Here is a 26252-nt window from a genome sequence, read left to right as displayed (position 1 = left end):
GTACTTTTTATCGTACTGCTTTGTGCTATAAACTGCGATTTTCATAAGACTTTTCTCCAGTGATTTTAGTGTCACGGTAGCATAACTCAAATAATCTTACAAATCTTAAAATATAGTTTAATCATGAGGTTATACGCGTTATTTTAGCCTGGAATGCCGGGGATTTTTTGAGAATTATCCGCTACGAGGCGGGCGTACCTGTACAGAGCATGTATGCTTAAATTTGATGGTGACTTTAACTGGCGAACATATCATGCCAAACTATGTGCTAATTCGGCTTTTAATCACAGATAATCAGGATGTTAACTGCCCATGAGAGGGACCTGGAAAGCCGCGATAGCGCTCCTGTTATTACTGATACTCATACCGCTAACGCTGCTGCTTACGCTGACGCAATGGGTTCCTACGCTGGCCGGGATCTGGCTGCCGGTGGGGACGCGAATTGATATCGCCGAGCGGCCGCATTTCAGACACGGCGCGATGCGCCTTCCTGAGCTGCGCTACCTGGTCGGCGATTGCCAGATAGCGCAGGTGAAGGATGCTGAACTCTCCCATCCCAGCCGCTGGCGGTTGAACATTGCCGCGCTGGACATCAACTCGGCTTGTCTGAACAAACTTCCTGGCAGCGAACCCGTTCCTGGCGCGCCGCGCACGCTCGCCCAGTGGCAATCCATGCTGCCGTACAGTTGGCTGACCATCGAGCAACTGCGCCTCTCGCCGTGGGAAAAATGGCAGGGCCGCCTGACGCTCTCGATGACGCCGAAACGTCAGGAACTGCGTTATGAGGGCGATGCCGTTACCCTGAGCGCGCGCCTGCAAGGACAACTGCTGACGGTTGAGCAGTTTGAAGCTCAGTTGCTGGAAGACCGCCCGCCGGTGAAACTGGTCGGGGAGTTCACGATGCCGCTGGTGCCGGACGGCCTGCCGGTGAGCGGGCACGTTGAATCCTCGTTCCTGGTACCGGACGTCGACGCGCTGGTCGATGCCGAGCTTGACTGGCGCGAGAACGAAGGACAACTGGTGGTGATGGCGCGCGATAACCCGGAACCCATTTTTGATCTGCCCTGGGTGTTGACCCGCGATCGGCTCACCATCAGCGACGGTCGCTGGAGCTGGCCGTGGCAGGATGGTCTCTCGCTCAGCGGTCGCGTCGGCGTGAAGATTGATAACTGGCAGCAGGGGCTCGATAAAATGCTGATCGCCGGGCGTCTCAACGTGCTGACAAAGGGGGCGGCGGGCAAAGGCAACGCGGTGCTGACGGTCGGCCCAGGCACCCTGAGCATGGATAACAGCGACATGCCGCTGCAACTGACCGGAGAAGCCAAGCATAACGATCTGGTGTTCTATTCGATATTGCCCGCGAAGTTGACCGGTTCGGTGATGGAGCCGAAGCTGGCATTTTTGCCCGGCGCGCTGCTTCGCTCCCGTGGTCGGGTGATTGATTCGCTGAATATTGATGATATCCGCTGGCCGCTGGCCGGGGTGACGCTAACCCGCCAGGGCGTTGACGGCCGCCTGCAGGCCATCCTCCGCGCGCATGAGCAACAGATGGGGGACTTCGTGCTGCATCTTGACGGGCAGGCCAATGATTTTCTCCCCGATCAGGGAAGCTGGCGCTGGCGTTATTGGGGGGAAGGGCGTTTTACCCCCATGCAGGCGAAATGGGATGTTGAAGGCGATGGCGAATGGCGCGATAGCGCCATTGTGCTGAACAGCCTGTCGACGGGCTTTGACAAACTGCAATATGGCACCATGCTGGTCAGCAAACCCCGGCTGGTGCTGGAGCATCCGGTGCACTGGAATCGCGATGAGCAGCATCCCATTTTTACCGGCGCGCTGTCGCTCGATGCCGGGGAGACGCGTTTTACCGGCGGCGGTTATTTGCCGCCGTCCAGCCTCAAATTCAGCGTCGAGGGGCGCGATCCGACCTGGTTTCAGTTCAGGGGCGATCTTCATTCCGATAAGATAGGTCCTATCCGCCTGACCGGCCGCTGGGACGGTGAGCGTCTGCGCGGCGAAGCCTGGTGGCCGAAACAATCGCTCAGCGTCTTCCAGCCTCTGGTGCCGCCAGACTGGAAGATGAACCTGCGCGACGGCACGCTGTACGCCCAGGTGGCGTTTTCCGCCGCCGCAGGGCAAGGTTTTGAGGCTGGCGGGCACGGCGTGCTGAAGGAAGGTAGCGCCTGGATGCCGGATAACCAGATAAACGGCGTCGATTTCGTGCTGCCGTTCCGCTTCGGCAAGGGGGCCTGGCAACTGGGCGGGCAGCGTCCCGTGTCGCTGCGTATCGCCGAGATAGTCAACCAGGTCACGGCCCGAAACTTAACCGCCGATCTGCAGGGGAGCTACCCGTGGAGCGAGCGCGATCCGCTGCTGCTCAGCAATGTGAACGTCGACCTGCTCGGTGGCAAAATATCCATGCTGCAACTGCGGATGCCGCAGCACGATCCGGCGCTGCTGCGGGTGCAGAATATCTCCTCAAGCGAGCTGGTCAGCGCGGTTAATACCAAACAGTTCGCCATGTCCGGCCCGGTCAACGGCGCGCTGCCGCTGTGGCTGAATAACGAAAGATGGATAGTCAAAGGCGGCTGGCTCACCAACCCCGGCCCGATGACGTTGCGCATCGATAAAGATACCGCTGATGCGGTGGTCAAAGACAATATTGCCGCAGGGGTGGCGATTAACTGGCTGCGTTATATGGAGATTTCTCATTCATGGACAGACATCAATCTGGATAATCTGGGTGTGTTGACCCTGCGCTCAACCCTCACCGGGACCAGTCATGTCGAAGGAAAAAGCAATACCGTGCATTTAAACTATACCCATGAAGAGAATATCTTCGATCTCTGGCGCAGCCTGCGCTTTGGCGACAATCTTCAGGCATGGCTTGAGCAAAACGCGGCACTGCCCGACCCTCGTTGTCGGGACGGTAAGGACTGTAAGGAGCAATAATGAAACACATCATCGCCGTGCTGGGCCTGTTGTCCGCACTCATGCTAACCGGCTGTACGCCACGGATTGAAGTCGCCGCGCCTAAAGAGCCTATTACCATCAATATGAACGTGAAAATCGAACACGAGATCCACATTAAGGTTGATAAAGACGTTGAAAACCTGCTGAAATCCCGTAGCGATCTGTTCTGAGGCCACCATGAAAAAATACCTGTTAATGGTCCTCTTAAGCCTTGGGTTATTGAGCCAACCGGCGATGGCCCTGACGCTCAACGAGGCGCGAGCGCAGGGGCGTGTCGGGGAGACGCTAAGCGGCTATCTGGCGCCGCTGAAGCAGGACAAAGAGACGCTGGCGCTGGTTAAGCAGATCAACGCCGCGCGCAGTGAAAACTATCAGCAGCTTGCCGACAGCAATAATCTTCCGGTGGATGAAGTGGCGAAGATGGCGGGGCAGAAACTGGTGTCGCGCGCCCAACCCGGCGAGTATGTGCAGGGGTTGAACGGCAAATGGCTGAAGAAATGATCAGCGATGACGTTTACGGTACTCGCCAGGCGAAATGCCAAAACGCTGACGAAAAGCAGTAGAGAAATGGCTGTGGTCGGCAAACCCCCAGTGATAACCGATCCCGGCCAGTTTCTCGTCATCCGCCGCGCAGCGCAGCGCCCGGGCGCACAGGTCTAAGCGCCGGTTTTTAATATACTGCGCCACCACCAGGCCGTTATCGGCGAACATCCGGTACAGGCTACGCACCGACATCCCCGTTTCTCCGGCAATCCATTCCGGGCGCAGGGTTTCCGACTGAATGTGCTCATCTATCAGAGCGACCACCTTGTCGAACTGCCGTTCGCGGCGCGACGGCGTCGTCTCCCGCTGCTGCAACACCGGGCGCAGCAGACACACCAGCGCCTCAAGGGCGGCGGCGCTTTCCGCCTCCGACAGCTCGCGGTTATTCATGCTCTCCTGCAGCAGACGATGGCTCAGTTGCACTAATGGCCGCGATTTTTCCAGACGCGGGACGCAGTGCGCATCCCCCATCCGCAGCTGTTGCTCCAGCAGAGGGCGCGGCAGCAGCAGCGAGATCTGCCGCGAGCGCTGCTGCCAGTAGAATGAACAGGGACGTGAGGCGTCGACCAGCGTAATATCGCCAGCTTCAAGGTGGGTCTGCTTATCGTTCTGCTCCATCACCGCCTGACCTTCAAGCTGAAAGACCGTATAAAACCAGGCATCGTTGTGATCCTTAATTTCCCGCCTGGTGCGGTAGAGATTGACATTACCGGTGGTAACCGTGCTCAGCTTCAGCGCATGGGTGTAGCCCGTCTCCAGCTCGCCGGTAAATTCGCCGTTCAACGTTTGCGCGGCAAAACTTCCGCACTCCTGATTGATTTGCGCCAGCCAGCGCTGGAACTGCTCATTGTCGGTCGCGTGCGCCATGGTCGGTCTCTGTCAGCAAAATGATTTTTATTGTTGCATTTATGTTGCATGAAAAGCCATCAACGTGACTATACGAAAGAAGTCTCGCCAGCAACAGCGGGGCTACTGACTATTGTCACTATTTGCGGCAGCTGTCACAGCTGACAAAGCGAATGACAGAGAGATAAAAGCGCGTCTCGTCACCGCGTTCTAGACTACAGAAAACCGCGATGGGTAATAAGGAGTTGATATGTCTGATTCACAGGTTGCTATCCTGGAGCGCGTACAGCAGTTTCTGGCGCGCCAGCATGGGCTTTTCATTGATGGCGCGCAGCAGCCGTCGCGTAGTGATAAACGTCTGACCGTCTGGAACCCGGCGACGGGCGAGGCCATTGCCACCACCGCCGACGCCAACAGCGCCGATGTGGACAGCGCCGTGATGTCGGCGTGGCGCGCGTTTGTCGATCGCCGCTGGGCAGGACGTTTACCGGCAGAGCGTGAGCGTATTCTGCTGCGCTTTACCGATCTCGTGGAGCAGCACAGCGAAGAACTGGCGCAGCTAGAGACGCTGGAGCAGGGGAAATCGATTAATATTTCCCGCGCCTTTGAGGTCGCCTGCACGCTGAACTGGATGCGCTACACCGCCGGGCTGACCACCAAAATTACCGGTCAGACGCTGGACGTGTCTATTCCGCTGCCACCCGGCGCGCGCTACCAGGCCTGGACACGCAAAGAGCCTGTCGGCGTGGTGGCCGGTATTGTGCCGTGGAACTTCCCGCTGATGATCGGCATGTGGAAAGTGATGCCCGCGCTGGCGGCAGGGTGCTCCATCGTAATTAAACCGTCGGAAACTACGCCGCTGACGCTGCTGCGCGTGGCGGAGCTGGCGGTGGAAGCTGGGGTCCCCGAAGGGGTGTTTAACGTAGTGACCGGCCGCGGCGCGGAATGCGGCGCTGCGCTGACCTCCCACCCGCACGTGGCGAAGGTGAGCTTTACCGGTTCAACACAGACCGGTAAGCAGATAGCCCGTACGGCGGCAGACAGGCTGACCCGCGTGACGCTGGAGCTCGGCGGTAAGAACCCGGCCATCGTGCTGAAAGACGCCGATCCGCAGTGGGTCATCGAAGGGCTGATGATGGGCAGCTTCCTCAACCAGGGGCAGGTCTGTGCCGCCAGCTCGCGAATCTACATCGAAGCGCCGCTGTTCGACACGCTGGTCACCGGTTTTGAGCAGGCGGTGAAATCGCTCTCCGTGGGGCCGGGGATGTCCGAGGCCGCACAGATTAACCCGCTGGCGAGCCGCGCGCATTGCGATAAAGTCGCCGCGTTCCTCCACGATGCGCAGCAGCATCAGGCGGAGCTTATCCACGGTAATGAAGGGCCGAACGGGCAAGGCTACTATATCCGACCGACGCTGGTGGTGAATCCGGACGCCCGTCTGCGCCTGACCCGTGAAGAGGTGTTCGGCCCGGTGGTGAACCTGGTGCGCGTGGCGGATGGCGAAGAGGCGCTGCGTCTGGCGAATGAGACCGAATACGGCCTGACGGCCAGCGTCTGGACGCGGGATCTGTCACAAGCGCTCGGCTACAGCGATCGCCTGCAGGCCGGTACGGTGTGGGTGAACAGCCATACGCTTATCGATCCCAACCTGCCGTTTGGCGGTATGAAGCAGTCCGGCACCGGCCGTGATTTCGGCACCGACTGGCTGGACGGTTGGTGCGAAACGAAGTCAATCTGCGTACGCTATTAACCCTTCGGGGGCAGGGATGGTATTATCCCTGTAAGGATCCCTCAGCGAAGCGGCCTGAAAAGGCCGCTTTTTTATTGATGAATAAATACTGCATTCGCTATGACCGCTATGGTCAACCCGAGTCTGTCCTGCATCTGCAGACCCTGGCGCAGATGGCGCTTAGCACAGGCCTGGTGCGGGCCAGCATGCGCTATGCCCCGGTTAACCCCTCTGATCTTATCCCGGTGACCGGCGCCTATCGTCATCGCACCCGGCTGCCGTGCGTCGCCGGGTATGAAGGCGTGGCGACGGTGACGGACGTCTCGCCGGGGTTTGAGCGCTGGTCAGGACAGCGCATTTTACCGTTACGCGGGGAAGGCACATGGCAAACGGCGCTTGATCTCGATAGCCGCTGGCTGGTCGCGGTACCGGATGATATCGACGATACGCTGGCGGCGCGCGGGTATATTAACCCGCTGACGGCGCTGCTTATGCTGCGTCGCTGGCCGGTACGCGACAAACGCGTGGTGCTCACGGCGGCGTCCAGTTCCTGCGCGGGTCTGCTGGCCCAGTGGGCGCTGCGGATGGGCGCCCGTTCGGTCAGCGGCGTTATCCGTTCCCCTGCGCATGTGGAACGGTTAACCCGGCTTGGCGTCTGTCCAGTGATGGCGCAGGACCTCGCCACGCTACAGCTTATCAGTCACGAGGCGGACCTGGTGTTTGACGCCGTTGGCGGCGAACTGGCAACCCTGATGCTGCAGGCGCTGTCGCCGAATGCCAGCTTAATTTCCTACGGGTTGCTGTCGGGCCAGCCGGTCAGCTACCGGCGGGGGCAGGCGAAAGTCGTTAAATTTCATCTGCGGGAAGCGCTGCCGCAACTGGATGAGCGCGCATGGCAGGCGGCGTTTAATGAACTCTGGCGGCTGCTGCCGCAAACGGTGCTGCCGCCAGTGAGAATCATCCCATGGCGACAGTGGCGACTGGCGCTTGAGGCCGTCCGGGAGGTGGGCAGAGCGGAGAAGATTTTGCTCGATTTTGCGCAGTGAAGGCATTTCCTTGCTGGCGACATCGTAACCAATCCGGTTCGTACCAAAATATCGGATAAACGTGGTTGTTATGTCGCGTTTCCCCGGGAGGGTTTCAGTTTGAGTAAGCAGATGGTTACATACCAGGGCAACCCTCGGCAACATAGCCAAAGGCTTGGTTGAGTCCTTTAAGACCAAACGTATACGTTTGTACTCCGCTAGCCGTATTAACGCTCACTTTCAACGTTTTCCCCTCCGCCATATTGTTCATTGCACGCCCATCAATAAATGGGGTACTTAATGATTCTAGACCCTTTTCCGTGGATATGTATTTGTACTTCTTTTTATACACAGTCCCGTCAACGTTATATGTAATCACTTTAGATACAGGCACGGAATTGAGCCAAATAGTGGATTTAACTCCGTAGGCACATCGGAGATCTAAGGTCGCACCGCCCTCTTTAGACTTTTGATATGCTGCGTGTCTCCAGTCAGGAGGACTATCGCTACTGGAACTGTATTCCATAATAGTTGTTGTAAAATCGCCAACTTTTTTGGTATTGGTTTTGACATACTCCTTCTTAGCTTTAGCCCGTTTCTCTATTTCAAAAGTACAGTCTGCGAGTTTGACATATCGGTTTCTTACATATCTGCCGCCTGAAGCAACACAATCAGCTAACACGTCGTCGGGTAAAGCGGACACCTCGGTAGGTGACAATGTTCTGATAGTACCGCAGCCAGTGATGATGGAGGCTATGGATACTACCAGCGCAGATAAAACCGTTATTTTTATCTTTTTATTTCCCATTATGTCAAAAGTTTGCTCTAACGGTGTGTCAGTCTTTATCGCGTTGGACATGATGAATTTCCTTTTCGGGTGCTGCATTAAACGGTGCTCTTGACATCGTTCGGGGAAGTACTTGCATCACGCGCCGACTAGAGACAACGATAAAAATCATCTCTGGCGGGCCACGCAAGCCGCTGTTGTTGAGGTTTTGAGAACACACTATATGTAGCAAATGGTGTAGTTTTAAATACGCTTATGATTTAAATATAAACTAACCTGGTCCGCTGACACCTCTGTTCAGGGAAACCCAAATTCTCAGCGTCATCTGCCAGGTAAGTTGCGATGACAATACCCGCGGCGTTTGCCTCACTGGCGGTGCAGAGACGCTTTATGGAAGCAACGCGGGATTAATGAGGTTCCTTTTTTATTTCTCGCCCATACTTGTCGCGATATATGATATTCCCTAAGGAATCTTTAGTGGAGCTTCCTACTACTTGACCGTATTTGTTACGATATTCGGTATTTCCCATACTATCCGTGCTGGCACTTCCCACTTCATCTCCACTTTTATTTCTATAGGTGGCATGTCCCGAGGAATCCTTCTTGACGCTCCCTATCTCTTGTCCGCTATTGTTGCGATAGGTGGTATTTCCCGTGGCGTCAGTCTTGGCACTCCCAAAAACTTGTCCGCTATTGTTGCGATAGGTGGTATTTCCCGTGATATCAGTCCTGGCGCTCCCTAGCTCTTGTCCTTTATTATTGCGATAGGTACTATTCCCTGTAGTATATGTCGTGGCACTCCCTGTTTCGTTTTCACCCGTATTATCATTGGTGGTATTTCCTGTGATATATGTTGTGACGTTCCCTGCTTTTTGCTCGCCTTTATTGTGATGCGTGACTTTTTTCGAGGCGCTTTTCTCTATGCACTGTATCTTTTGTCCATCTTTGTTGCGAAAAATGGTATATGTTGAGGCGTTTTTCTTCATGTCTTTATTTATGCATTTTATTTTCACCCCATTTTTGTCCCGATAGAGGGTGTTTCCCATTGCATCTTTTATTGCTTCTATTTCTCGCCCAGTTTTATCGATGTATAAGGTATTTGTTAAGGTATATTTCTTGATATCCTTTGCTTCTTGCTCGCTCTTGTCTGGGTACGTTTCGGCATTTACTGATGCTACGATAAGGTTGCATAAAAATAGCATCATTAGAGATAGTTTTTTCATCGTTCACCTTTCGAATGTTTATTCGTAAAAATAGTTTAAAGCAGAAGGGTAATTATAAAGCACATTGTTGCATGGCTGGAAATGGTGTGAGGTGGAAATGCATGTCAGGAGGGGGATTTGTTGTTTATATATAAATTTTATGTTTGCTGCTATTTCTGGAGAATACTATCCGATGGCGTGGGCTATATCACTCCTGATCCACAAACTGCTGACGATATTGGTTTCCTGTATTGCTGGCAGGACGTTTCGATTCAGTTGAATACGCAGCCGACGCCAGGGCAGCTTGAAGGATGACATGTAAATACCCGCGTTAATGGCTGTCACTGTACCGATGAGTGTGAAAATGGCGCCGTGCTGACACGGCGCAGGGAGGTAAACCGGGTGAATGGCCCCCTCAGGGAGAAGGCCACCCCTGACGGTTATTTTTTCTTTTCACCGAGCGTCGGCGTTTCATCAAAGAAGTTCCACGGTTTGAGCAGCGCGTGGACCCACTCTGTCGGCATAATCGGCCACTCTTCGGCGCGGGCGACGTGAGTGGTGCCGGTCGTAATCCACACCACATCATCCTGGTTATCCAGCGACTCGTTGTCCTTGCTGTACTGACCAAGCCCGGTGTCATGGGTTGAGCGGTTCGGGTATTTCCCTTCCGGGTACAGTTCGTTCGGATGATAGCGGGTAACCCACAGCTGTTTATCCATAAAGCTCAGGCGGTGATAGATCCACTCGTCCGGGGCGAACTTCGCGCCAGTGGCGACCGGATGCGTCCCACCAGCATACGGGATTATCTGGTAGGACACCGGGTTGCCCATGCGGTTTTCTTTGCTGGTGTTGCTCAGCAGGCGAATGGTGCCCGGGTCGAACTTCTGCGCCGCCTGCTGCTCGGTATCGATAGTGTGTGTATCGATCTGCATGGTGCTGGTACGCGGGCCGCCAGCGGTGTTCGGCTTCACGGTCGGGTCCATGGCCACCAGCGTATTGTCGGTGCCGTCAACGTCGAGATCCAGACGGAAGTTATAGATGTGCTGGTGGGTGGTGCCGACAATGTTGTGATCGATAAGCGTACCGTATTTCGTATCGTCTTTCGCGCTCGGGTCATGCATGGTTTTCGCCTGCACGCCTTTCACCGCTTCAATGCCGGTTGCCCCGGCATCAATTCCAATGACGCCGTTGTCGTGGAATACCCAGTCAAAGATATAGTCGTAGTTGCCGACGGTGCTAATCCAGCGGATCACCAGCTCGCGTCGCTCGGTGCTGACGTTCGGCTGACCCATCTCCTGATGCTTATACTCCGGCCCGGCGTAGCGCTCGAAAACCGCGATAGCGTGTGGGATGGTCATCGGCGTACCGGTGTAGTCGGCAATGGTTTCATCCAGCAGTACGGCATTAGACGGCGCATCTTTACCGCGGGCGATAGAGGACGTCAGGGTGCCCATCCCGTAGTCACCGGAATCCAGATAGGCCTTAAAGTACCAGCCCACATCCGGGTCGCCGTACGGCACAATCATCCCGCCAAGCGAACCTTCATACATGATCTGGCGTTTGTTGCCGTTATCGTTGTACGTGACGGTCGACAGGACAGGCCCGACGCGTGAATCGAGGCGCAGGTGGAAATCCCAGTTCTGCCAGTGAACGGTATCGCCGGTAATGGTGTAGTTTTTCCCTTCCGGCTCAATAATATCCAGAGGTTTTACTGCCGCCTGGACACGGTCACGGCCGTCGTAGGGGCGCGGCGTCAGCGGTACCGGGATCACCGGGCCTTCTTCAATTTTAATGATTTTCTTCTGCTCAAGATCAACCACTGCCACCAGGTTTTCAATCGGGTGCGCCCAGTAGTTGCCGTCGCCGACATCAAGATAGCTCACCACTTTCAGCAGGCGATCTTCTTGCTTCAGGCCGTCTTTACCGTCGAAATAACCTACGGTCAGCGGGGTGGTAATGACTTTGCTCGGGTCGGTGATGCCGTGTTTTTTCAGCGCCTCAGCGTATTCATGACTTGCGTTAATGATGTTCTGTACGCTGGTAAAGTCATCCAGCAGCACCATGCCGTGCGCATCTTTCACCGGCTGCCAACTGAGGACTTTTTTCTCGTTAAGACTCACCACGCTTTCGATGACATGCTTGCCGTCCAGCATCGTGACGTTAGCCTGGCGGGAGCCCTCCACCGCTTTACCGTGCAGTACAAAATCCCACACCTGCGCTTTTTCCGGTTCGGCGAGCGCGACCTGGGTGAAACGGGTATTGGGTTGGAAATCCGGCGACGCCTTGACGATGGCGACGGCCTGCTTAATCTCATCCGCGGTCAGCGCGTTTAGCGGATGCGGGCGCTTCTCGACCTGGAAGGTCTGATCGAGACCAGACTGAAAAACGTCGTTGATGAAGGTGTCCGAAATCCACGCTTTGTTGTTTTTCATCACCACCGGCACCTGCAGCGCCAGCGTTTTACCGTTAACCACGGCGGTTTTTGCGCCAGGTTTCACTTTCACGTAGGCGCCGTCTTTGGCGATGGTGAACATCTGTGCATAATCATCCCACTGCACATCGGCGCCAAAGTCCTGTAGCGTTTTGTCCATCGGGACCATATGCGCTTCGCCGCCGTGGGCGAAAACCGGTGTCTGCCAGGAGCAAAAAAGAGCGACTGCCAGGGCCAGCGCCGTTTTACGGGCGGAAAAAGAAGAGATGCTTCTCATCATTGACCTCATTTTGTTTTGTTGTGTTTTGGTGTTGTGACAGCCTTATCCTGGCAGGAGACAGCGCGGGAGTGTTTGTCTGCTCTTGCCAGGTTGTTTGTCAGTTTTGCCAGGTTAGTGGGGGGGGGGCCTTCAGAACCGGGCGATGTCGCCGCCGCCCGGTGGAGAACGCGACGAGATTAGTCCGTAAAATCGCCGTGCTGGCGGGCGACCAGCGTCAGAATGGAGTACAGCGCCACGGCCTGCTGGTGCTGGTTGAACACTTCAACCGCCCATTCCACCACGCCGGTGGGTTTCTCTTCGGCGGTTTTCTGGCGTTTGGTGGTTTTGCGCTTGCAGGTCAGCCGCACCTGGAGGGTATCGCCGGGTTTAACCGGTTCGATAAAGCGCAGGTTTTCCATGCCGTAGTTGGCGATGACCGGGCCGACGCCTGCGTCGACAAACAGCCCGGCTGCCGCCGAAATAACGAAATAGCCGTGCACCACGCGCTCGCCGAAGATGGAGTCGGCAGCGGCAATCTTGTCCATATGGGCATAGAAATGGTCGCCGCTCAGACAGGCGAAGTTGACGATATCCGCTTCGGTCATGGTGCGACGCGGCGTCAGCAGGCTATCGCCCGGCTGCAGTTCTTCAAAATATTTGCGGAACGGGTGAATGCGGTCCTCCTGAACCTTCGCGCCGCGCACCCACTGCTTACCGATACTGGCAAGCATCGTCGGGCTGCCCTGCACGGCGGTGCGTTGCAGGTAGTGCTTCACCGCCCGCAGACCGCCAAGCTCTTCGCCGCCGCCTGCGCGTCCCGGGCCGCCGTGCAGCAGTTGCGGCAGCGGCGAGCCGTGGCCGGTCGACTCTTTTGATGACTCTTCATTCAGCACCTGGATACGTCCGTGGGCGCGGGCGGCGCCGAGGATAAACGCGCGGGCAAGGGCGCCATCCGCCGTCACCAGCGTACCGGCAAGGCTGCCCTGACCGGCGCGGGCCAGCTGCAGCGCGTGTTCGCGATGCTGGTAAGCCATCAGCGTGGCGACCGGGCCGAATGCCTCAATGGCGTGCGCCGCCGGGGTTTCATCCGGCTGCGGGCAGAACAGCAGGGTTGGCGGGAAGAAGGCCCCGGCGGCCTGCAGGTCGGCAACGCCGCCCAGACGAATTTCGCAGCCCGCCTCGATAAGCGCGTTCACTTTTTCCTGCACGTCCGCGCGCTGTTCGTGGTTGATAAGCGCCCCCATTTTTACCCCGTCCTGCGCCGGGTCGCCGACGCGCACCGCTTGCAAACGGGCGACCAGCGCATCGCTGACCGCCTGCACCTGCGTCTGCGGCACGATGATGCGGCGTATCGCGGTACATTTTTGCCCGGCTTTCGCCGTCATTTCCCGCACCACCTCGCGAATAAACAGGGCAAACTCCGGCTGCTCCGGCGTGACGTCATCCCCCAGCACGCAGCAGTTCAGGGAGTCAGCTTCCATGGTGAACGGAATCGAATTCGCCACCAGGTTCGGATGAACACGCAGCGACTGACCGGTCTGCGCCGAACCTGTGAAGGTCACAACGTCCTGGAAATCGAGGTGGTCGAGCAGACTGCCAGCGCCGCCGCAGATCAGGCTCAGTGCGCCGTCAGGCACCAGCCCGCTGTCGACAATGGCTTTGACCATCGCCTGGGCGACCTGGGCGCTGGCGGTGGCCGGTTTCACGATAGCGGGCATTCCGGCAAGCCAGGTCGGCGCCAGTTTTTCCAGCATCCCCCAGCAGGGGAAGTTAAAGGCGTTGATGTGTACCGCAACGCCGGATTTCGACGTCAGTACGTGGCGGGCGGCAAAACCGCCGCCTTTGGACAACGGGATCAGTTCATCTTCCGGCCACAGCGTATCGTCCGGCAGCTCGCGGGCACCAAGCCCGGCATAGGTGAACAGCGTGCCGATACCGCCTTCGATATCCACCCAGCTGTCGGCGCGGGTGGCGCCGGTCTGCGCCGAGAGGGCATAGAACGTCTCTTTATGCTCCAGCAAATATTTCGCGACGGCTTTCAGCATGGCCGCTCGCTCGACAAAGGTCATCGCCTGCAGCGCGCGACCGCCGTGGTCGATGGCATAGCGGCGCGCCTGCGCCATATCCAGCCCGTCGCTGGTGACTTCCCATAACGCCTCATTGCTGATGGCGTGGTGAATAGTGCGCGCGTGGCCCCGGCCATTTTGCCAGGCGCCGGATAAGTAACTGGCTAGCTGCTGCATCGTTTGTCTCCGCAATATGTTACGTAATTTCACTATATATAGTTTTGTTGTGAATCATAAAAATCAATTCATATTTTAATAATTTATTAACATTGCGATCTGTGTCGCCGTTGTGGTTATCGCTATTGTGCTGTTTTTAAGGGGTTTTTGAATTATCTCTGCGAGTGAGATCACAGAATACACAAACAATGTTTGTGGTTTTATTTAACCATTATGTAACTTTTATAAAACAAAGTGATTCACAAAAATCTGTTTTATGAATCATTATTGAATCGTAAAGGTGACGAAGTGACTGAAGAACAACGCTTTGAAGCGCGAATAGAGACCGAGACCGCCATCGAGCCGCAGGACTGGATGCCGGAGGCGTACCGCAAAACGCTGATCCGCCAGATTGGTCAGCACGCCCATTCCGAAATTGTCGGCATGCTGCCGGAAGGTAACTGGATAACCCGCGCGCCGACCCTGCGCCGTAAGGCGATTCTGCTGGCGAAAGTGCAGGATGAAGCCGGGCACGGCCTGTATCTGTACAGCGCCGCGGAGACGCTGGGCTGCGCCCGCGAAGATCTCTACCAGAAGATGCTCGACGGCAAGATGAAATACTCCTCCATCTTTAACTATCCGACCCTGAACTGGGCCGACATCGGCGTTATCGGCTGGTTGGTGGATGGCGCGGCTATCGTCAACCAGGTGGCGCTGTGCCGGACCTCCTATGGCCCGTATGCCCGCGCGATGGTGAAAATTTGCAAAGAAGAGAGCTTCCACCAGCGCCAGGGCTACGAGGCCTGTATGGCGCTGGCGCAGGGCAATGACGCGCAGCGTCAGATGCTACAGGACGCCATTAACCGGTTCTGGTGGCCTGCGCTGATGATGTTTGGCCCTAACGACGACAGTTCGCCGAACAGCGCCCGCAGCCTGGCGTGGAAAATCAAACGCTTCTCGAACGATGAGCTGCGCCAGCGCTTTGTCGACAACACCATCCCGCAGGTGGAAATGCTGGGCATGACCGTGCCGGACGCCGACCTGCGCTTCGACGACGCCAGCGGCCACTACCGCTTTGGCGAGATCGACTGGCAGGAGTTTAACGAGGTGATTAATGGCCGCGGCATCTGCAACCACGAGCGTCTGGCCGCCAAGCGTAAAGCCTGGGAAGAGGGGGAGTGGGTGCGCGAAGCCGCGCTGGAACATGCGAAGAAACAACAGGCCCGCAGCGCCGCATAAGGAGAACAACGATGAGCAATGTTTACTGGCCGTTATATGAAGTGTTCGTACGTACCAAACAGGGGCTGTCGCATCGTCATGTCGGCAGCCTGCACGCGGCGGATGACCGCATGGCGCTGGAAAACGCCAGAGACGCCTACACCCGTCGCAGCGAAGGTTGCTCCATCTGGGTGGTGAAGGCCAGCGAAATTGTCGCCTCGCAGCCGGAAGAGCGCGGTGAGTTTTTCGATCCGGCGGAAAGCAAAGTGTACCGTCATCCGACGTTTTACACCCTTCCCGACGGCATTGAGCACATGTGAGGCGGCTGATGAAGAATCACGATCCTATTGCCGCTTATGCCCTGCGTCTGGGCGATAACTGCCTGGTGCTTGCCCAGCGTCTCGGCGCCTGGTGCGGCCACGCGCCCGAGCTGGAAATCGATCTGGCGCTGGCGAACATCGGCCTCGACCTGCTGGGGCAGGCGCGAAATTTCCTGAGCTATGCCGCGTCGCGTCAGGGCGCTGGCGATGAAGACACGCTGGCTTTTGGCCGCGACGAGCGCCAGTTCAGCAATGTGCTGCTGGTCGAACAGCCGAACGGCAACTTTGCCGATACCCTGGCGCGCCAACTGTTGATGGATGCCTGGCATGTGGCGCTGTTTACCCGGTTGATGCAAAGCCAGGACGCGCAGCTCGCCGCGATCGCCGCGAAAGCAGTCAAAGAGGCGCGCTATCACCTGCGCTTTAGCCGCGGCTGGGTCGAGCGTCTGGGCGGCGGTACGGCGTTGTCATCCGCGCGGATGCAGGCGGCTGTCGACAACCTGTGGCGCTTTACCGCCGAGTTGTTCGATACCGATGCGCTGGAGCGTGAGCTGAGTGAACAGGGTATTGCCGTGGATCCCGCAAGCCTTCGCGACGAGTGGGAAACGACGGTCTTTGCCGCGCTGGCCGACGCCGGGCTGACGGTGCCGCAGGAGGCTGCGTACCGCACCGGCGGTAAGCAGGGGCTGCACACCGAACATCTGGGGCCGATGCTCGCTGAAATGCAGTATCTGCAGCGCAGCTACCCAAGCCAGCAGTGGTAACCGGAGGCCGCGATGCAACGTCTTGCCGGGATTGCCCCCGCTGAAGTCCATCAAATTTGGGCGCTGTTAAGCCAGATCCCCGACCCGGAAGTGCCGGTGCTGACCATTACCGATCTGGGGATGGTGCGCAGCGTTACGCCGCAGGACGAGGGATGGGCGGTAGGGTTTACGCCGACCTATTCCGGCTGTCCGGCGACCGAGCATTTGATGGGCGAGATTCGCGCCACGTTGACGGCGCATGGCTATACGCCGGTGCATATCGTTTTGCAGCTCGATCCGCCGTGGACCACCGACTGGATGACGGCGGACGCCCGCGAACGCCTGCGCGTTTACGGCATCAGCCCACCGCAGGCCCACAGTTGCCACGCGCAGATGCCGGTGGCGGTGGCGTGTCCGCGCTGCGGCAGCACCCATACCACGCTTATCAGCGAATTTGGTTCAACGGCCTGTAAAGCGCTGTATCGCTGCGACAGCTGCCGTGAACCCTTTGATTACTTTAAATGTATTTGAGGTTGCCATGACAACGTTTCATTCGCTCACGGTAGCAAAAGTGGAACCGGAAACCCGCGATGCGGTAACCATTACCTTTACCGTGCCGCAGGCATTGCAGTCGGCCTACACCTTTCGTCCCGGCCAGCACCTGACGCTGAAAGCGCGGCTGGCGGGCGAAGAGCTGCGCCGCTGTTATTCCATCTGCCGTCGCGCCGTGCCGGGCGAGATCAGCGTCGCGGTGAAAGCCATCGATGGCGGGCGTTTTTCCCGCTACGCCCGGGAGCAGATCAAAGCCGGTATGACGCTCGACGTCATGGTGCCGCAGGGCAATTTCGGCTACCAGCCGCAGCCGGATCGCACCGGCAGCTACCTGGCGATTGCCGCAGGCTCCGGCATTACGCCGATGCTCGCCATTATGGAATCGACCCTGCAGACAGAGCCGCACAGCCAGTTCACGCTGATTTACGGCAATCGCAGCAGCCAGACCATGATGTTTCGTCAGGCGCTGGCGGACCTGAAAGACCGCTGGCCCGCCCGCCTGCAACTGATATGCCTGTTCAGCCAGGAGAGCTTCGACAGCGAACTGTTGCACGGGCGTATCGACGGCGAAAAGCTGCGGGCGCTGGCGAAAACGCTTATCGCCTTCGACCAGGTCGACGAAGCCTTTATCTGCGGCCCGGCGGCGATGATGGATGACGCGGAAACCACGCTGCTGTCCCTCGGCATGCCGGGCAAAGCGATTCATCTCGAACGCTTCAATACCCCGAGCGGTCACGTCCGTCATGCCGCCAGCGTCCATGCCCAGGGGCAGACGGTGGTAATTCGTCAGGACGGCCGCGACCGCAATATCACTTTGTCTGCCGATGATGAAAGCATCCTCGACGCCGCATTGCGCCAGGGCGCTGACCTGCCGTATGCCTGTAAGGGCGGCGTATGCGCCACCTGTAAGTGCAAAGTGCTGCGCGGGGAAGTTTCTATGGCGACCAACTATAGCCTTGAGCCGGATGAACTGGCCGCAGGTTATGTACTGAGCTGTCAGGCGTTGCCGGTGACGTCTGATGTGATAGTCGACTTTGATGCTAAGGGGATGGCATGAGCGAACTCTTAAGCGTTCACCACGGCCGCGTGCTGCAACTGATACTAAACCGTCCGCAGGCGCGAAATGCGCTGAACAATGCGCTGTTAACACAGATTGCCGAAGCGCTGGAAGCCGCGCAGCAGGATGATGCCGTCGGCGCCGTCGTGATTGGCGGCAATACGCGTTTCTTCGCGGCTGGTGCCGATTTACAGGAGATGGCGGAGAAAGACCTGCCCGCCACGCTCAACGATGGCCGCCCACGGCTGTGGGCGCGCATTGACGCGTTTACCAAACCGCTGATCGCCGCGGTTAACGGTTATGCGCTGGGGGCGGGCTGCGAGCTGGCTTTGTTGTGCGATGTGGTCGTCGCCGGAGATAACGCAAGCTTCGGGTTGCCGGAAATCACGCTTGGCATCATGCCTGGCGCAGGCGGTACCCAGCGCCTGATTCGCTGCGTGGGCAAATCGCTGGCGACCCAGATGATCCTCACCGGAAATTCCATTGACGCGAAGCGCGCGCAGCAGGCCGGGCTGGTCAGCGAAGTGTATCCCAGCGGGCTGACGCTGGAATACGCCCTGGCGCTGGCGCTGCGGATGGCGGAACACTCGCCGCTGGCGCTGCAGGCGGCGAAACAGGCCCTGCGCCAGTCGCAGGAAGTGAGCTTGTATGCCGGTCTGGGACTGGAACGCCAGCTGTTTACGCTGTTGAGCGCAACCGACGATCGCCAGGAAGGGATCGCCGCATTTCTTGGCAAACGCAAACCCGAATTTAAAGGACGGTAATCATGGATGCATTGATTCTGAGCCACGTTGAGCACGGCGTGATGACCCTGACGCTGAACCGTCCGGATCGCCTGAACAGTTTTAACGACGAGATGCATCATCAGCTTGCCGAGTGTCTGAAGCAGGCGGAGAGCGACGAGACGATCCGCTGCCTGCTGATTACCGGCGCCGGGCGCGGTTTTTGCGCCGGACAGGATCTCAATGACCGCAATGTCGACCCGAACGGCCCCGCGCCGGATCTCGGGATGTCGGTCGAGCGCTTTTATAACCCGCTAGTTCGCCGTCTGGCGAAACTGCCGAAACCGGTGATCGCCGCAGTAAACGGCGTGGCGGCAGGGGCGGGCGCGACACTGGCGCTGGGCTGCGATATCGTCATCGCCGCCCGCTCGGTGAATTTTGTGATGGCCTTTAGCAAACTTGGCCTGGTGCCGGATTGCGGCGGCACCTGGCTGTTGCCGCGGGTGGCGGGGCGCGCCCGGGCGATGGCGCTGGCGCTGCTGGGCGACAAGCTCAGCGCCGAGCAGGCCCAGCAGTGGGGCATGATTTGGCAGGTGGTGGATGATGCGCAACTGCAGGAAACCGCAAGCCAGTTGGCGCGCCATCTGGCGACGCAGCCGACCTTTGGACTGGGGCTTATCAAGCAGGCGATCAACGCCGCTGAAACACACACCCTTGACCAGCAGCTCGATCTGGAGCGCGACTATCAGCGGATGGCCGGGCGCAGCGACGACTATCGCGAAGGCGTCAGCGCCTTTCTCGCCAAACGTCCACCTCAGTTCAGCGGGAAGTGATCATGAATGTTGCGATTAACACGGTGGCAGTGATTGGCAGCGGCACGATGGGTGCCGGGATTGCCGAAGTGGCCGCCGCCGCCGGTCATCAGGTGCTGTTGCACGATATCTCCGCCGATGCGCTGTCGCGCGCGATCACCGCGATGCGCCAGCGGCTGGAGGCCCGCGTGGCGCGCGGTAAACTCTGCGCCGACGCCAGTGAGCGGACGCTGGCGCGAATTATCCCTGTCGCCGACATTGCCGCTCTCGCCGCGGCTGACCTGGTGATTGAGGCCGCTGCGGAAAAACTGGATATCAAAAAAGCGCTGTTCAACCAGCTTGGCGACATCTGTCCGCCGCATACGCTGCTGACCAGCAACACCTCCTCGATCTCCATCACCGCGATTGCCGCCGGGGTAAAACACCCGGAGCGCGTGGCGGGGCTGCACTTCTTTAATCCGGCGCCGGTGATGAAGCTGGTGGAAGTGGTGAGCGGCATGGCGACGTCGACGGAAGTGATTGAGCAACTGTGCCAGTGCGTGACGCGGTGGGGGAAACAGCCGGTGCGTTGCCAGTCAACGCCAGGCTTTATCGTCAATCGCGTGGCGCGGCCGTTCTATGCCGAAGCCTGGCGCGCGCTGGAAGAGCAGGTGGCATCGCCCGAAACCATTGACGCCGCGCTGCATGAAGCAGGCGGCTTCCCGATGGGGCCGCTGGCGCTGACCGATCTCATCGGCCAGGACGTCAACTTTGCGGTGACCTGTTCGGTGTTTAACGCCTTCTGGCAGGAGCGTCGTTTTCTGCCCTCGCTGTTGCAGCAGGAGCTGGTGCTGGCGGGGCGCTTTGGCAAGAAGAGCGGCCACGGCGTGTATCGCTGGCCAGCCGGGGCACCGGATGTGGTGGTGACGGCGCTCGCCGATGGCGCTTTCGCGGCGTCGCAGGTGACGCAAAGCCGTGACGTTGTCACCAATTCGATGTGGACCGAGCTTGACGACGTGGTGCTGGCGGTTACGACAGGCGAAACCGCGCAGGCGATGTCAGCGCGCCTGCAGCGCCCGGTGGTGCTGATGGATCACAGCGAGAGCGACCTCGTGGTGATCGCGGCGGCGGCGGGCAATCATCCTCAGGATACGCAAAAAGCCGTGTACCACCTGCAGCAGCAGGGAAAACGGGTGCTGATGGTGGCGGATTATCCGGGGCTGCTGGTCTGGCGGACGCTGGCGATGCTGGTCAACGAAGCGCTGGACGCCCTGCAAAAAGGGGTGGCCAGCGAAGCGGATATCAATACCGCGCTGCGTCTTGGCGTCAACTACCCGCGCGGCCCGCTGCAGTGGGGAGAACAGCTGGGCTGGCAGCGCGTGCTGCAACTGCTGGATACCCTGCAGCGTCATTACGGCGAGGAACGCTATCGCCCCTGTTCACTGCTGCGCCAGCGCGCGCTTCTGGAGAGTAGCTATGAGTCATAACGCCTGGCACAACGCTCGCGCCATGTATCAACAGGATGCCTGCGCGCAGGCGCTGGGTATCGATATCGTCGAGATGGACGATGGCTTTGCGGTGCTGACCATGACCATCACGCCGTCGATGCTGAACGGTCATAAGACCTGCCACGGCGGTCAATTGTTCTCGCTGGCGGACACCGCGTTCGCCTATGCCTGCAACAGCCAGGGGCTGGCGGCGGTGGCGTCGGCCTGCACCATCGATTTTCTGCGTCCGGGGTTTGCCGGCGATAAGCTCACCGCGACGGCGCGGGTGCAGCATCAGGGCAAACTGACCGGCGTGTACGACATCGAAATCGTCAATCAACAACAAAAAACAGTTGCCCTGTTTCGCGGTAAATCACACCGCATCGGCGGCAGCGTGACGGGAGAAGCCTGATGCGTGACGCATTTATCTGTGATGGAGTTCGTACCCCGGTGGGGCGCTACGGCGGCGCGTTGTCCAGCGTACGCGCGGATGACCTGGCAGCGGTACCGCTGCGGGCGCTGCTGGCGCGCTATCCGCAGCTCGACGCGGAACGTATCGACGATGTGATCCTCGGCTGCGCCAACCAGGCAGGGGAGGATAACCGCAACGTGGCGCGCATGGCGACGCTGTTGGCGGGATTGCCGCAAACGGTCTCCGGCACCACCATTAACCGCCTGTGCGGTTCGGGGCTTGACGCCATCGGCTTTGCCGCCCGCGCGATCAAGGCAGGCGATGCAGATCTGCTGGTGGCGGGCGGTGTGGAATCGATGTCCCGGGCACCGTTCGTGATGGGCAAGGCGACCACGCCGTTTCAGCGCGAGGTGGAGATGGTTGATACCACTATCGGCTGGCGTTTTGTGAATCCGCTCATGCATCAGCACTTCGGAACTGACAGCATGCCGGAAACGGCGGAAAATGTAGCTGAGTTGTTAAGTATAAGCCGCGCCGACCAGGATGCTTTCGCGCTGCGCAGCCAGCAACGTACCGCGCTGGCTCAGCGTAACGGTATCCTGGCGCAGGAGATAGTGCCGGTCAGCGTGACGGGGAAAAAGGGCGCTATCACGGAGGTTTCCGTGGACGAGCACCCGCGAGCGGATACCACGCTCGAACAGCTGGCGAGCCTGAAAACGCCGTTTCGCAAAAATGGCGTCATCACTGCCGGTAACGCCTCAGGCGTTAACGACGGGGCGGCGGCGCTGCTGATTGCCAGCGAGCAGATGGCCGCGCGGCAGGGACTGACGCCGCGGGCGCGTATCGTCGCAATGGCGACCGCAGGCGTTGAACCGCGTCTGATGGGGCTCGGGCCGGTACCGGCCACCCGCAAAGTGCTGGAACGCGCGGGGTTAAGCATCACCGATATGGACGTTATCGAATTAAACGAAGCGTTTGCGGCGCAGGCGCTGGGCGTCCTGCGTCAACTGGGGCTTGCGGATGATGCCCCTCATGTAAACCCCAACGGCGGCGCCATCGCGTTAGGCCATCCGTTGGGAATGAGTGGTGCACGTCTGGCGCTGTCCGCCAGCCATGAACTGCACCGTCGCGGCGGGCGTTACGCCCTCTGCACGATGTGTATCGGTGTGGGTCAGGGCATCGCCATGATCCTGGAACGTGTGTGAGCGAATCTACCTGCGAGTACCCGACAATGATAACGACAAAATTAGAACCGATTGAAACCGCGTCCGTCGATGAGTTGCAGGCTCTGCAAACCCAGCGCATGAAATGGACCCTCAAGCATGCCTACGACAACGTGCCGATGTACCGTCGAAAATTCGACGCGGCGGGCGTGCACCCTGACGATTTCAAAGAGCTGATTGATATCCGCAAGTTCCCGTGCACCACTAAACAGGATCTGCGCGATAACTACCCGTTCGATGCCTTCGCCGTGCCGATGGAGCAGATTGTCCGTATCCACGCCTCGTCGGGTACGACCGGTAAGCCGACCGTGGTGGGCTACACCCAAAACGATATCGATACCTGGGCCAATATCGTCGCCCGTTCGCTGCGTGCGGCGGGCGGCAGCGCCAAAGATAAAATTCATGTGGCTTATGGCTATGGCCTGTTTACCGGCGGTCTTGGCGCCCACTACGGCGCCGAGCGCCTTGGCGCGACGGTGATCCCGATGTCCGGCGGACAAACGGAGAAACAGGCGCAGCTGATCCGCGATTTTCAGCCGGACATGATCATGGTGACGCCATCCTATTGCCTCAACCTGATCGAAGAGCTGGAGCGGCAGATGGGCGGCGACGCCAGCGGTTGCTCGCTGCGCGTCGGCGTCTTCGGCGCCGAGCCGTGGACGCAGGCGATGCGCAAAGAGATCGAGCGCCGTCTGGGGATCACCGCGCTGGATATTTACGGCCTGTCGGAAGTGATGGGCCCGGGCGTGGCGATGGAGTGTATCGAAACCGCCGACGGTCCGACCATCTGGGAAGACCATTTCTACCCGGAAGTGGTGAACCCCAACGACGGCTCGCCGCTTGACGATGGCCAGCTCGGCGAACTGCTGTTTACCACTTTAACTAAAGAGGCGCTGCCGGTTATCCGCTATCGCACCCGCGACCTGACACGCCTGCTGCCGGGTTCCGCCCGTACAATGCGCCGTATGGATCGCATCAGCGGCCGCAGTGACGACATGCTTATCATCCGCGGCGTGAACGTTTTCCCGTCGCAGCTTGAAGAGGAGATAGTCAAGTTTGAGCACCTCTCACCGCATTACCAACTGGAGGTGAGCCGTCGCGGTCATCTTGATTCACTTTCCGTGAAAGTGGAGCTCAAAGAGAGCAGCTTGTTCCTGACGCACGAGCAGCGTTGTCAGGTGTGCCACCAGTTGCGCCACCGGATTAAATCGATGGTCGGGATCTCAACGGACGTGATGATTGTGAACTGCGGCAGCATTCCGCGCTCGGAAGGCAAGGCCTGCCGGGTGTTCGACCTGCGTAAAGCCGCCGCCAACAACTAATCCCTGGTTTTGGCCCTCTCTTCGCAGAGAGAGGGCATTTTCAACTGTGCTATGATTCATCCAGGATAAAAAAGACAACAGAATGAATCAGATGAGTAAACTCGATAACTTCATCCAACAGGTCGTGACCGCGGCCCCCGTCAGCGGTACGTCGCTTATCTCATCGCTGTACGGCGACGCGCTTTCTCACCGCGGCGGCGAGGTCTGGCTTGGGAGTCTGACCGCGCTGCTCGAAGGGTTAGGATTTGGCGATCGCTTCGTGCGCACCTCGCTGTTTCGTCTCAATAAAGAGGGTTGGCTGGATGTTGTGCGTATCGGGCGGCGCAGCTTTTATCGCCTGAGCGATAAAGGGCTGCGGTTAACCCGGCGCGCTGAAAGCAAAATCTACCGCGCCGAGCCGCCAGCCTGGGACGGCACCTGGCTGCTGTTGCTTTCTGAAGGGCTGGATAAAGGCATGCTTAACGATGTGAAAAAGCAGCTTATCTGGCAGGGGTTCGGCACTCTGGCCCCCAGCCTGATGGCCTCGCCGTCGCAAAAGCTCGCCGACGTACAGACGCTGCTGCATGAGGCGGGCGTGGCGGAAAACGTTATCTGTTTCGAGGCTCACTCGCCGCTGGCGACATCGGTCAGCGCGCTGCGGGCGCGGGTAGAGGAGTGTTGGCAGCTTACCGAACAGAATGCCATGTACGACGCGTTTATTACCACTTTCCGCCCGCTGCTGCCGCTGTTGCGTGACGTGACGCCGGACGAGCTGACGCCGGAGCGCTGCTTTAAAATCCAGCTGTTGCTGATTCATCTCTACCGCAGGGTGGTGCTCAAAGACCCGCTGCTGCCGGAGGAGCTGCTGCCCGCCCACTGGATGGGACAGGCGGCGCGCCAGCTGTGCATCAATATTTACCAGCACGTGGCGGCCGGGGCGCTTACCTGGGTCGGCGAGAAAAGTGAGACCTCCGTCGGGCCGCTGCCACATCCTGCCAGCCTGTTTTATCAGCGCTTTGGCGGACTGAACCTGAAATAAGGGAGACAACATGCCAGTTTATCAGATTGATGGATTAACCCCGGTGGTTCCGGAGGAGAGTTATGTCCACCCAACAGCGGTGTTGATTGGCGACGTTATCCTCGGCAAAGGGGTCTACGTGGGGCCGAATGCCAGCCTGCGCGGTGATTTTGGGCGCATTGTGGTGAAAGACGGCGCCAACATTCAGGATAACTGCATCATGCACGGTTTTCCTGGGCAGGACACCATTGTCGAAGAGGACGGGCACATCGGCCATAGCGCCATTCTTCACGGCTGCGTGATCCGCCGTAATGCGCTGGTCGGTATGAACGCCGTGATAATGGACGGCGCGGTGATCGGCGAAAACAGCATTGTCGGCGCAGCGTCGTTTGTGAAAGCAAAAGCGGAAATGCCGGCCAGTTATCTGATTATCGGCAGTCCGGCGAAGGCGATCCGCGCTTTAAGCGCCGGCGAAATGGCCTGGAAAATGCAGGGAACCCGCGAATATCAGGTGCTGGTGGAGCGCTGTAAGCTCACTATGCATCAGGTAGAACCGTTGCGGGAAGAGGAAGAAGGACGTAAACGGCTGGAGTTTGACGAGAACCTGCGGCCAAAATCGGCGATATAATGCAAAAATCCCCTCCCGGCAGGCGGTGGGAGGGGATTCGTCAATCAGGCGGCAACGAAGTCGTTGATCGCGTCTTTCGCGTCGTTCTGCGCTTTAGCGGCCACGTCAGGCCCGTAGGCAACCCCTTCAGCAAACACGAAGTTGACGTCGGTGATGCCGATGAAGCCCAGGAACAGCTTCATGTATGGCGCGACCAGGTCAGTCGCGGTATCTTTGTGGATACCGCCGCGGCTGGACAGGACCACCGCGCGTTTACCGGTCACCAGACCTTCCGGGCCGTTCTCGGTGTAGCGGAAAGTCACACCCGCACGGGCCACCAGATCAAAGTAGTTTTTCAGCTGTGTCGGGATGTTAAAGTTGTACATCGGCGCGGCGATAACAATCACATCGTGGGATTTCAGCTCGGCAATCAGCTCGTCAGACAGCGCCAGCGCGTCCTGCTGACGCGGCGTCAGCGGCGCATCGCCCGGACGCAGCGCACCAACCAGTTCACCATCCAGTACCGGAATCGGGGAGGCGGCCAGATCGCGAACGGTAATCTGGTCTGCCGGGTGTTTTGCACGCCACTGATCGACAAAATAGTCAGTCAACTGACCAGACTGAGAGTACCCTGCCAGAATACTGGATTTGAGAACTAATACTTTGCTCATGGGTGTTTCCTTATATTAGATTGACGGGCCGTTGCCCTGTTGCTTGTTGACACTCTATTCACAATCCTGCTGCAGGGATAGCGCAATATATCGAAGCCTTCGTTCAAATTTAT

Annotated in this window: 24 protein-coding genes; 18 read left to right on the top strand and 6 right to left on the bottom strand. The window is 58.4% G+C overall.

Annotated elements, in window-relative coordinates; all coding sequences use genetic code 11:
- Positions 1-312: 312 nt before the first annotated feature.
- From JO226_RS20260 to JO226_RS20250, 3 genes are read left to right on the top strand one after another with little or no spacing between them, the layout of a single operon-like run.
- The gene (locus tag JO226_RS20260) at positions 313-2952 is read left to right on the top strand and encodes a YdbH family protein (protein ID WP_296406759.1); all 2640 of its coding nucleotides are present in this window, start codon (positions 313-315) and stop codon (positions 2950-2952) included.
- A complete protein-coding gene (locus JO226_RS20255; RefSeq protein WP_296406757.1) occupies positions 2952-3143 on the top strand; it encodes a YnbE family lipoprotein in 192 nt (63 codons plus the stop codon). The genes JO226_RS20260 and JO226_RS20255 overlap by 1 nt, the downstream gene beginning before the upstream one ends.
- Before the next feature lie 7 nt (positions 3144-3150).
- Positions 3151-3474 (top strand): YdbL family protein, encoded by a 324-nt coding sequence (locus tag JO226_RS20250; protein ID WP_296406755.1) that lies wholly within the window; start codon positions 3151-3153, stop codon positions 3472-3474.
- Here the strand turns inward: JO226_RS20250 and feaR are convergent, their stop codons facing one another.
- Positions 3475-4383: a transcriptional regulator FeaR gene (gene feaR, locus JO226_RS20245; protein ID WP_296406752.1), complete on the bottom strand. Its 909-nt coding sequence runs from the start codon at positions 4381-4383 to the stop codon at positions 3475-3477.
- 229 nt (positions 4384-4612) lie between these two features.
- On the opposite strand from feaR, the gene JO226_RS20240 reads away from it, so the two are divergent.
- Both JO226_RS20240 and JO226_RS20235 read left to right on the top strand, forming a co-directional pair.
- On the top strand, positions 4613-6112 hold the full coding sequence (locus tag JO226_RS20240) for an aldehyde dehydrogenase family protein (protein ID WP_296406750.1): 1500 nt from the start codon (positions 4613-4615) through the stop codon (positions 6110-6112).
- 77 nt (positions 6113-6189) lie between these two features.
- Complete coding sequence (locus JO226_RS20235) at positions 6190-7137, top strand: zinc-dependent alcohol dehydrogenase family protein (RefSeq protein ID WP_296406748.1); 948 nt, start codon at positions 6190-6192, stop codon at positions 7135-7137.
- Between the two features lie 115 nt (positions 7138-7252).
- On the opposite strand, the gene JO226_RS20230 is transcribed toward JO226_RS20235, so the two are convergent.
- The 4 genes from JO226_RS20230 to paaZ all read right to left on the bottom strand — a co-directional run bounded on the left by JO226_RS20230 (position 7253) and on the right by paaZ (position 14038).
- Positions 7253-7975 carry a hypothetical protein gene (locus tag JO226_RS20230; protein WP_296406746.1) on the bottom strand — a complete coding sequence of 241 codons (723 nt, stop codon included), beginning with the start codon at positions 7973-7975 and terminating at the stop codon, positions 7253-7255.
- Positions 7976-8310: 335 nt separating this feature from the next.
- Entirely contained in the window at positions 8311-9126 is an 816-nt protein-coding gene (locus tag JO226_RS20225; RefSeq protein ID WP_296406745.1) for a hypothetical protein, read from the bottom strand.
- 419 nt (positions 9127-9545) lie between these two features.
- The gene (tynA, locus tag JO226_RS20220) at positions 9546-11813 is read right to left on the bottom strand and encodes a primary-amine oxidase (RefSeq protein ID WP_296406764.1); all 2268 of its coding nucleotides are present in this window, start codon (positions 11811-11813) and stop codon (positions 9546-9548) included.
- 179 nt (positions 11814-11992) lie between these two features.
- Positions 11993-14038, bottom strand: coding sequence for a phenylacetic acid degradation bifunctional protein PaaZ (gene paaZ, locus JO226_RS20215; protein WP_296406743.1), 2046 nt, complete (start codon positions 14036-14038; stop codon positions 11993-11995).
- Positions 14039-14326: 288 nt separating this feature from the next.
- On the opposite strand from paaZ, the gene paaA reads away from it, so the two are divergent.
- The 13 genes from paaA to paaY all read left to right on the top strand — a co-directional run bounded on the left by paaA (position 14327) and on the right by paaY (position 25489).
- Positions 14327-15256: a 1,2-phenylacetyl-CoA epoxidase subunit PaaA gene (paaA, locus tag JO226_RS20210; protein WP_367273567.1), complete on the top strand. Its 930-nt coding sequence runs from the start codon at positions 14327-14329 to the stop codon at positions 15254-15256.
- A gap of 11 nt (positions 15257-15267) precedes the next feature.
- Positions 15268-15555: a 1,2-phenylacetyl-CoA epoxidase subunit PaaB gene (gene paaB, locus JO226_RS20205; protein WP_013366408.1), complete on the top strand. Its 288-nt coding sequence runs from the start codon at positions 15268-15270 to the stop codon at positions 15553-15555.
- An 8-nt stretch (positions 15556-15563) separates the two neighbouring features.
- The gene (gene paaC, locus JO226_RS20200; RefSeq protein WP_296406738.1) at positions 15564-16319 is read left to right on the top strand and encodes a 1,2-phenylacetyl-CoA epoxidase subunit PaaC; all 756 of its coding nucleotides are present in this window, start codon (positions 15564-15566) and stop codon (positions 16317-16319) included.
- Between the two features lie 12 nt (positions 16320-16331).
- The gene (gene paaD / locus JO226_RS20195; RefSeq protein ID WP_296406737.1) at positions 16332-16829 is read left to right on the top strand and encodes a 1,2-phenylacetyl-CoA epoxidase subunit PaaD; all 498 of its coding nucleotides are present in this window, start codon (positions 16332-16334) and stop codon (positions 16827-16829) included.
- A 7-nt stretch (positions 16830-16836) separates the two neighbouring features.
- On the top strand, positions 16837-17907 hold the full coding sequence (gene paaE, locus JO226_RS20190; RefSeq protein WP_296406735.1) for a 1,2-phenylacetyl-CoA epoxidase subunit PaaE: 1071 nt from the start codon (positions 16837-16839) through the stop codon (positions 17905-17907).
- Positions 17904-18671, top strand: coding sequence for a 2,3-dehydroadipyl-CoA hydratase PaaF (paaF, locus tag JO226_RS20185; protein WP_296406733.1), 768 nt, complete (start codon positions 17904-17906; stop codon positions 18669-18671). Before paaE ends, paaF begins: the two co-directional genes overlap by 4 nt.
- A 2-nt stretch (positions 18672-18673) precedes the next feature.
- Positions 18674-19462: a 2-(1,2-epoxy-1,2-dihydrophenyl)acetyl-CoA isomerase PaaG gene (gene paaG / locus JO226_RS20180; protein ID WP_296406731.1), complete on the top strand. Its 789-nt coding sequence runs from the start codon at positions 18674-18676 to the stop codon at positions 19460-19462.
- Between the two features lie 2 nt (positions 19463-19464).
- Positions 19465-20907: a 3-hydroxyacyl-CoA dehydrogenase PaaH gene (paaH, locus tag JO226_RS20175; RefSeq protein ID WP_296406730.1), complete on the top strand. Its 1443-nt coding sequence runs from the start codon at positions 19465-19467 to the stop codon at positions 20905-20907.
- Positions 20897-21319, top strand: coding sequence for a hydroxyphenylacetyl-CoA thioesterase PaaI (gene paaI / locus JO226_RS20170; RefSeq protein ID WP_296406729.1), 423 nt, complete (start codon positions 20897-20899; stop codon positions 21317-21319). The genes paaH and paaI overlap by 11 nt, the downstream gene beginning before the upstream one ends.
- Positions 21319-22524 (top strand): 3-oxoadipyl-CoA thiolase, encoded by a 1206-nt coding sequence (pcaF, locus tag JO226_RS20165; RefSeq protein WP_296406727.1) that lies wholly within the window; start codon positions 21319-21321, stop codon positions 22522-22524. Before paaI ends, pcaF begins: the two co-directional genes overlap by 1 nt.
- Positions 22525-22550: 26 nt before the next feature.
- Positions 22551-23864 carry a phenylacetate--CoA ligase PaaK gene (gene paaK / locus JO226_RS20160; RefSeq protein WP_296406761.1) on the top strand — a complete coding sequence of 438 codons (1314 nt, stop codon included), beginning with the start codon at positions 22551-22553 and terminating at the stop codon, positions 23862-23864.
- A gap of 82 nt (positions 23865-23946) precedes the next feature.
- Positions 23947-24882: a phenylacetic acid degradation operon negative regulatory protein PaaX gene (paaX, locus tag JO226_RS20155; protein ID WP_296406725.1), complete on the top strand. Its 936-nt coding sequence runs from the start codon at positions 23947-23949 to the stop codon at positions 24880-24882.
- A gap of 10 nt (positions 24883-24892) precedes the next feature.
- The gene (gene paaY / locus JO226_RS20150) at positions 24893-25489 is read left to right on the top strand and encodes a phenylacetic acid degradation protein PaaY (protein WP_296406723.1); all 597 of its coding nucleotides are present in this window, start codon (positions 24893-24895) and stop codon (positions 25487-25489) included.
- A gap of 44 nt (positions 25490-25533) precedes the next feature.
- On the opposite strand, the gene azoR is transcribed toward paaY, so the two are convergent.
- Entirely contained in the window at positions 25534-26139 is a 606-nt protein-coding gene (gene azoR / locus JO226_RS20145) for an FMN-dependent NADH-azoreductase (RefSeq protein WP_296406721.1), read from the bottom strand.
- Positions 26140-26252: the final 113 nt, after the last annotated feature.

Source organism: Pluralibacter sp. (assembly GCF_019237635.1).
Taxonomy (GTDB): Bacteria; Pseudomonadota; Gammaproteobacteria; order Enterobacterales; family Enterobacteriaceae; genus Enterobacter_B.
The sequence above is the reverse complement of the archived record's forward strand: the minus strand, read 5'-3'. Positions and strand labels throughout refer to the sequence as shown.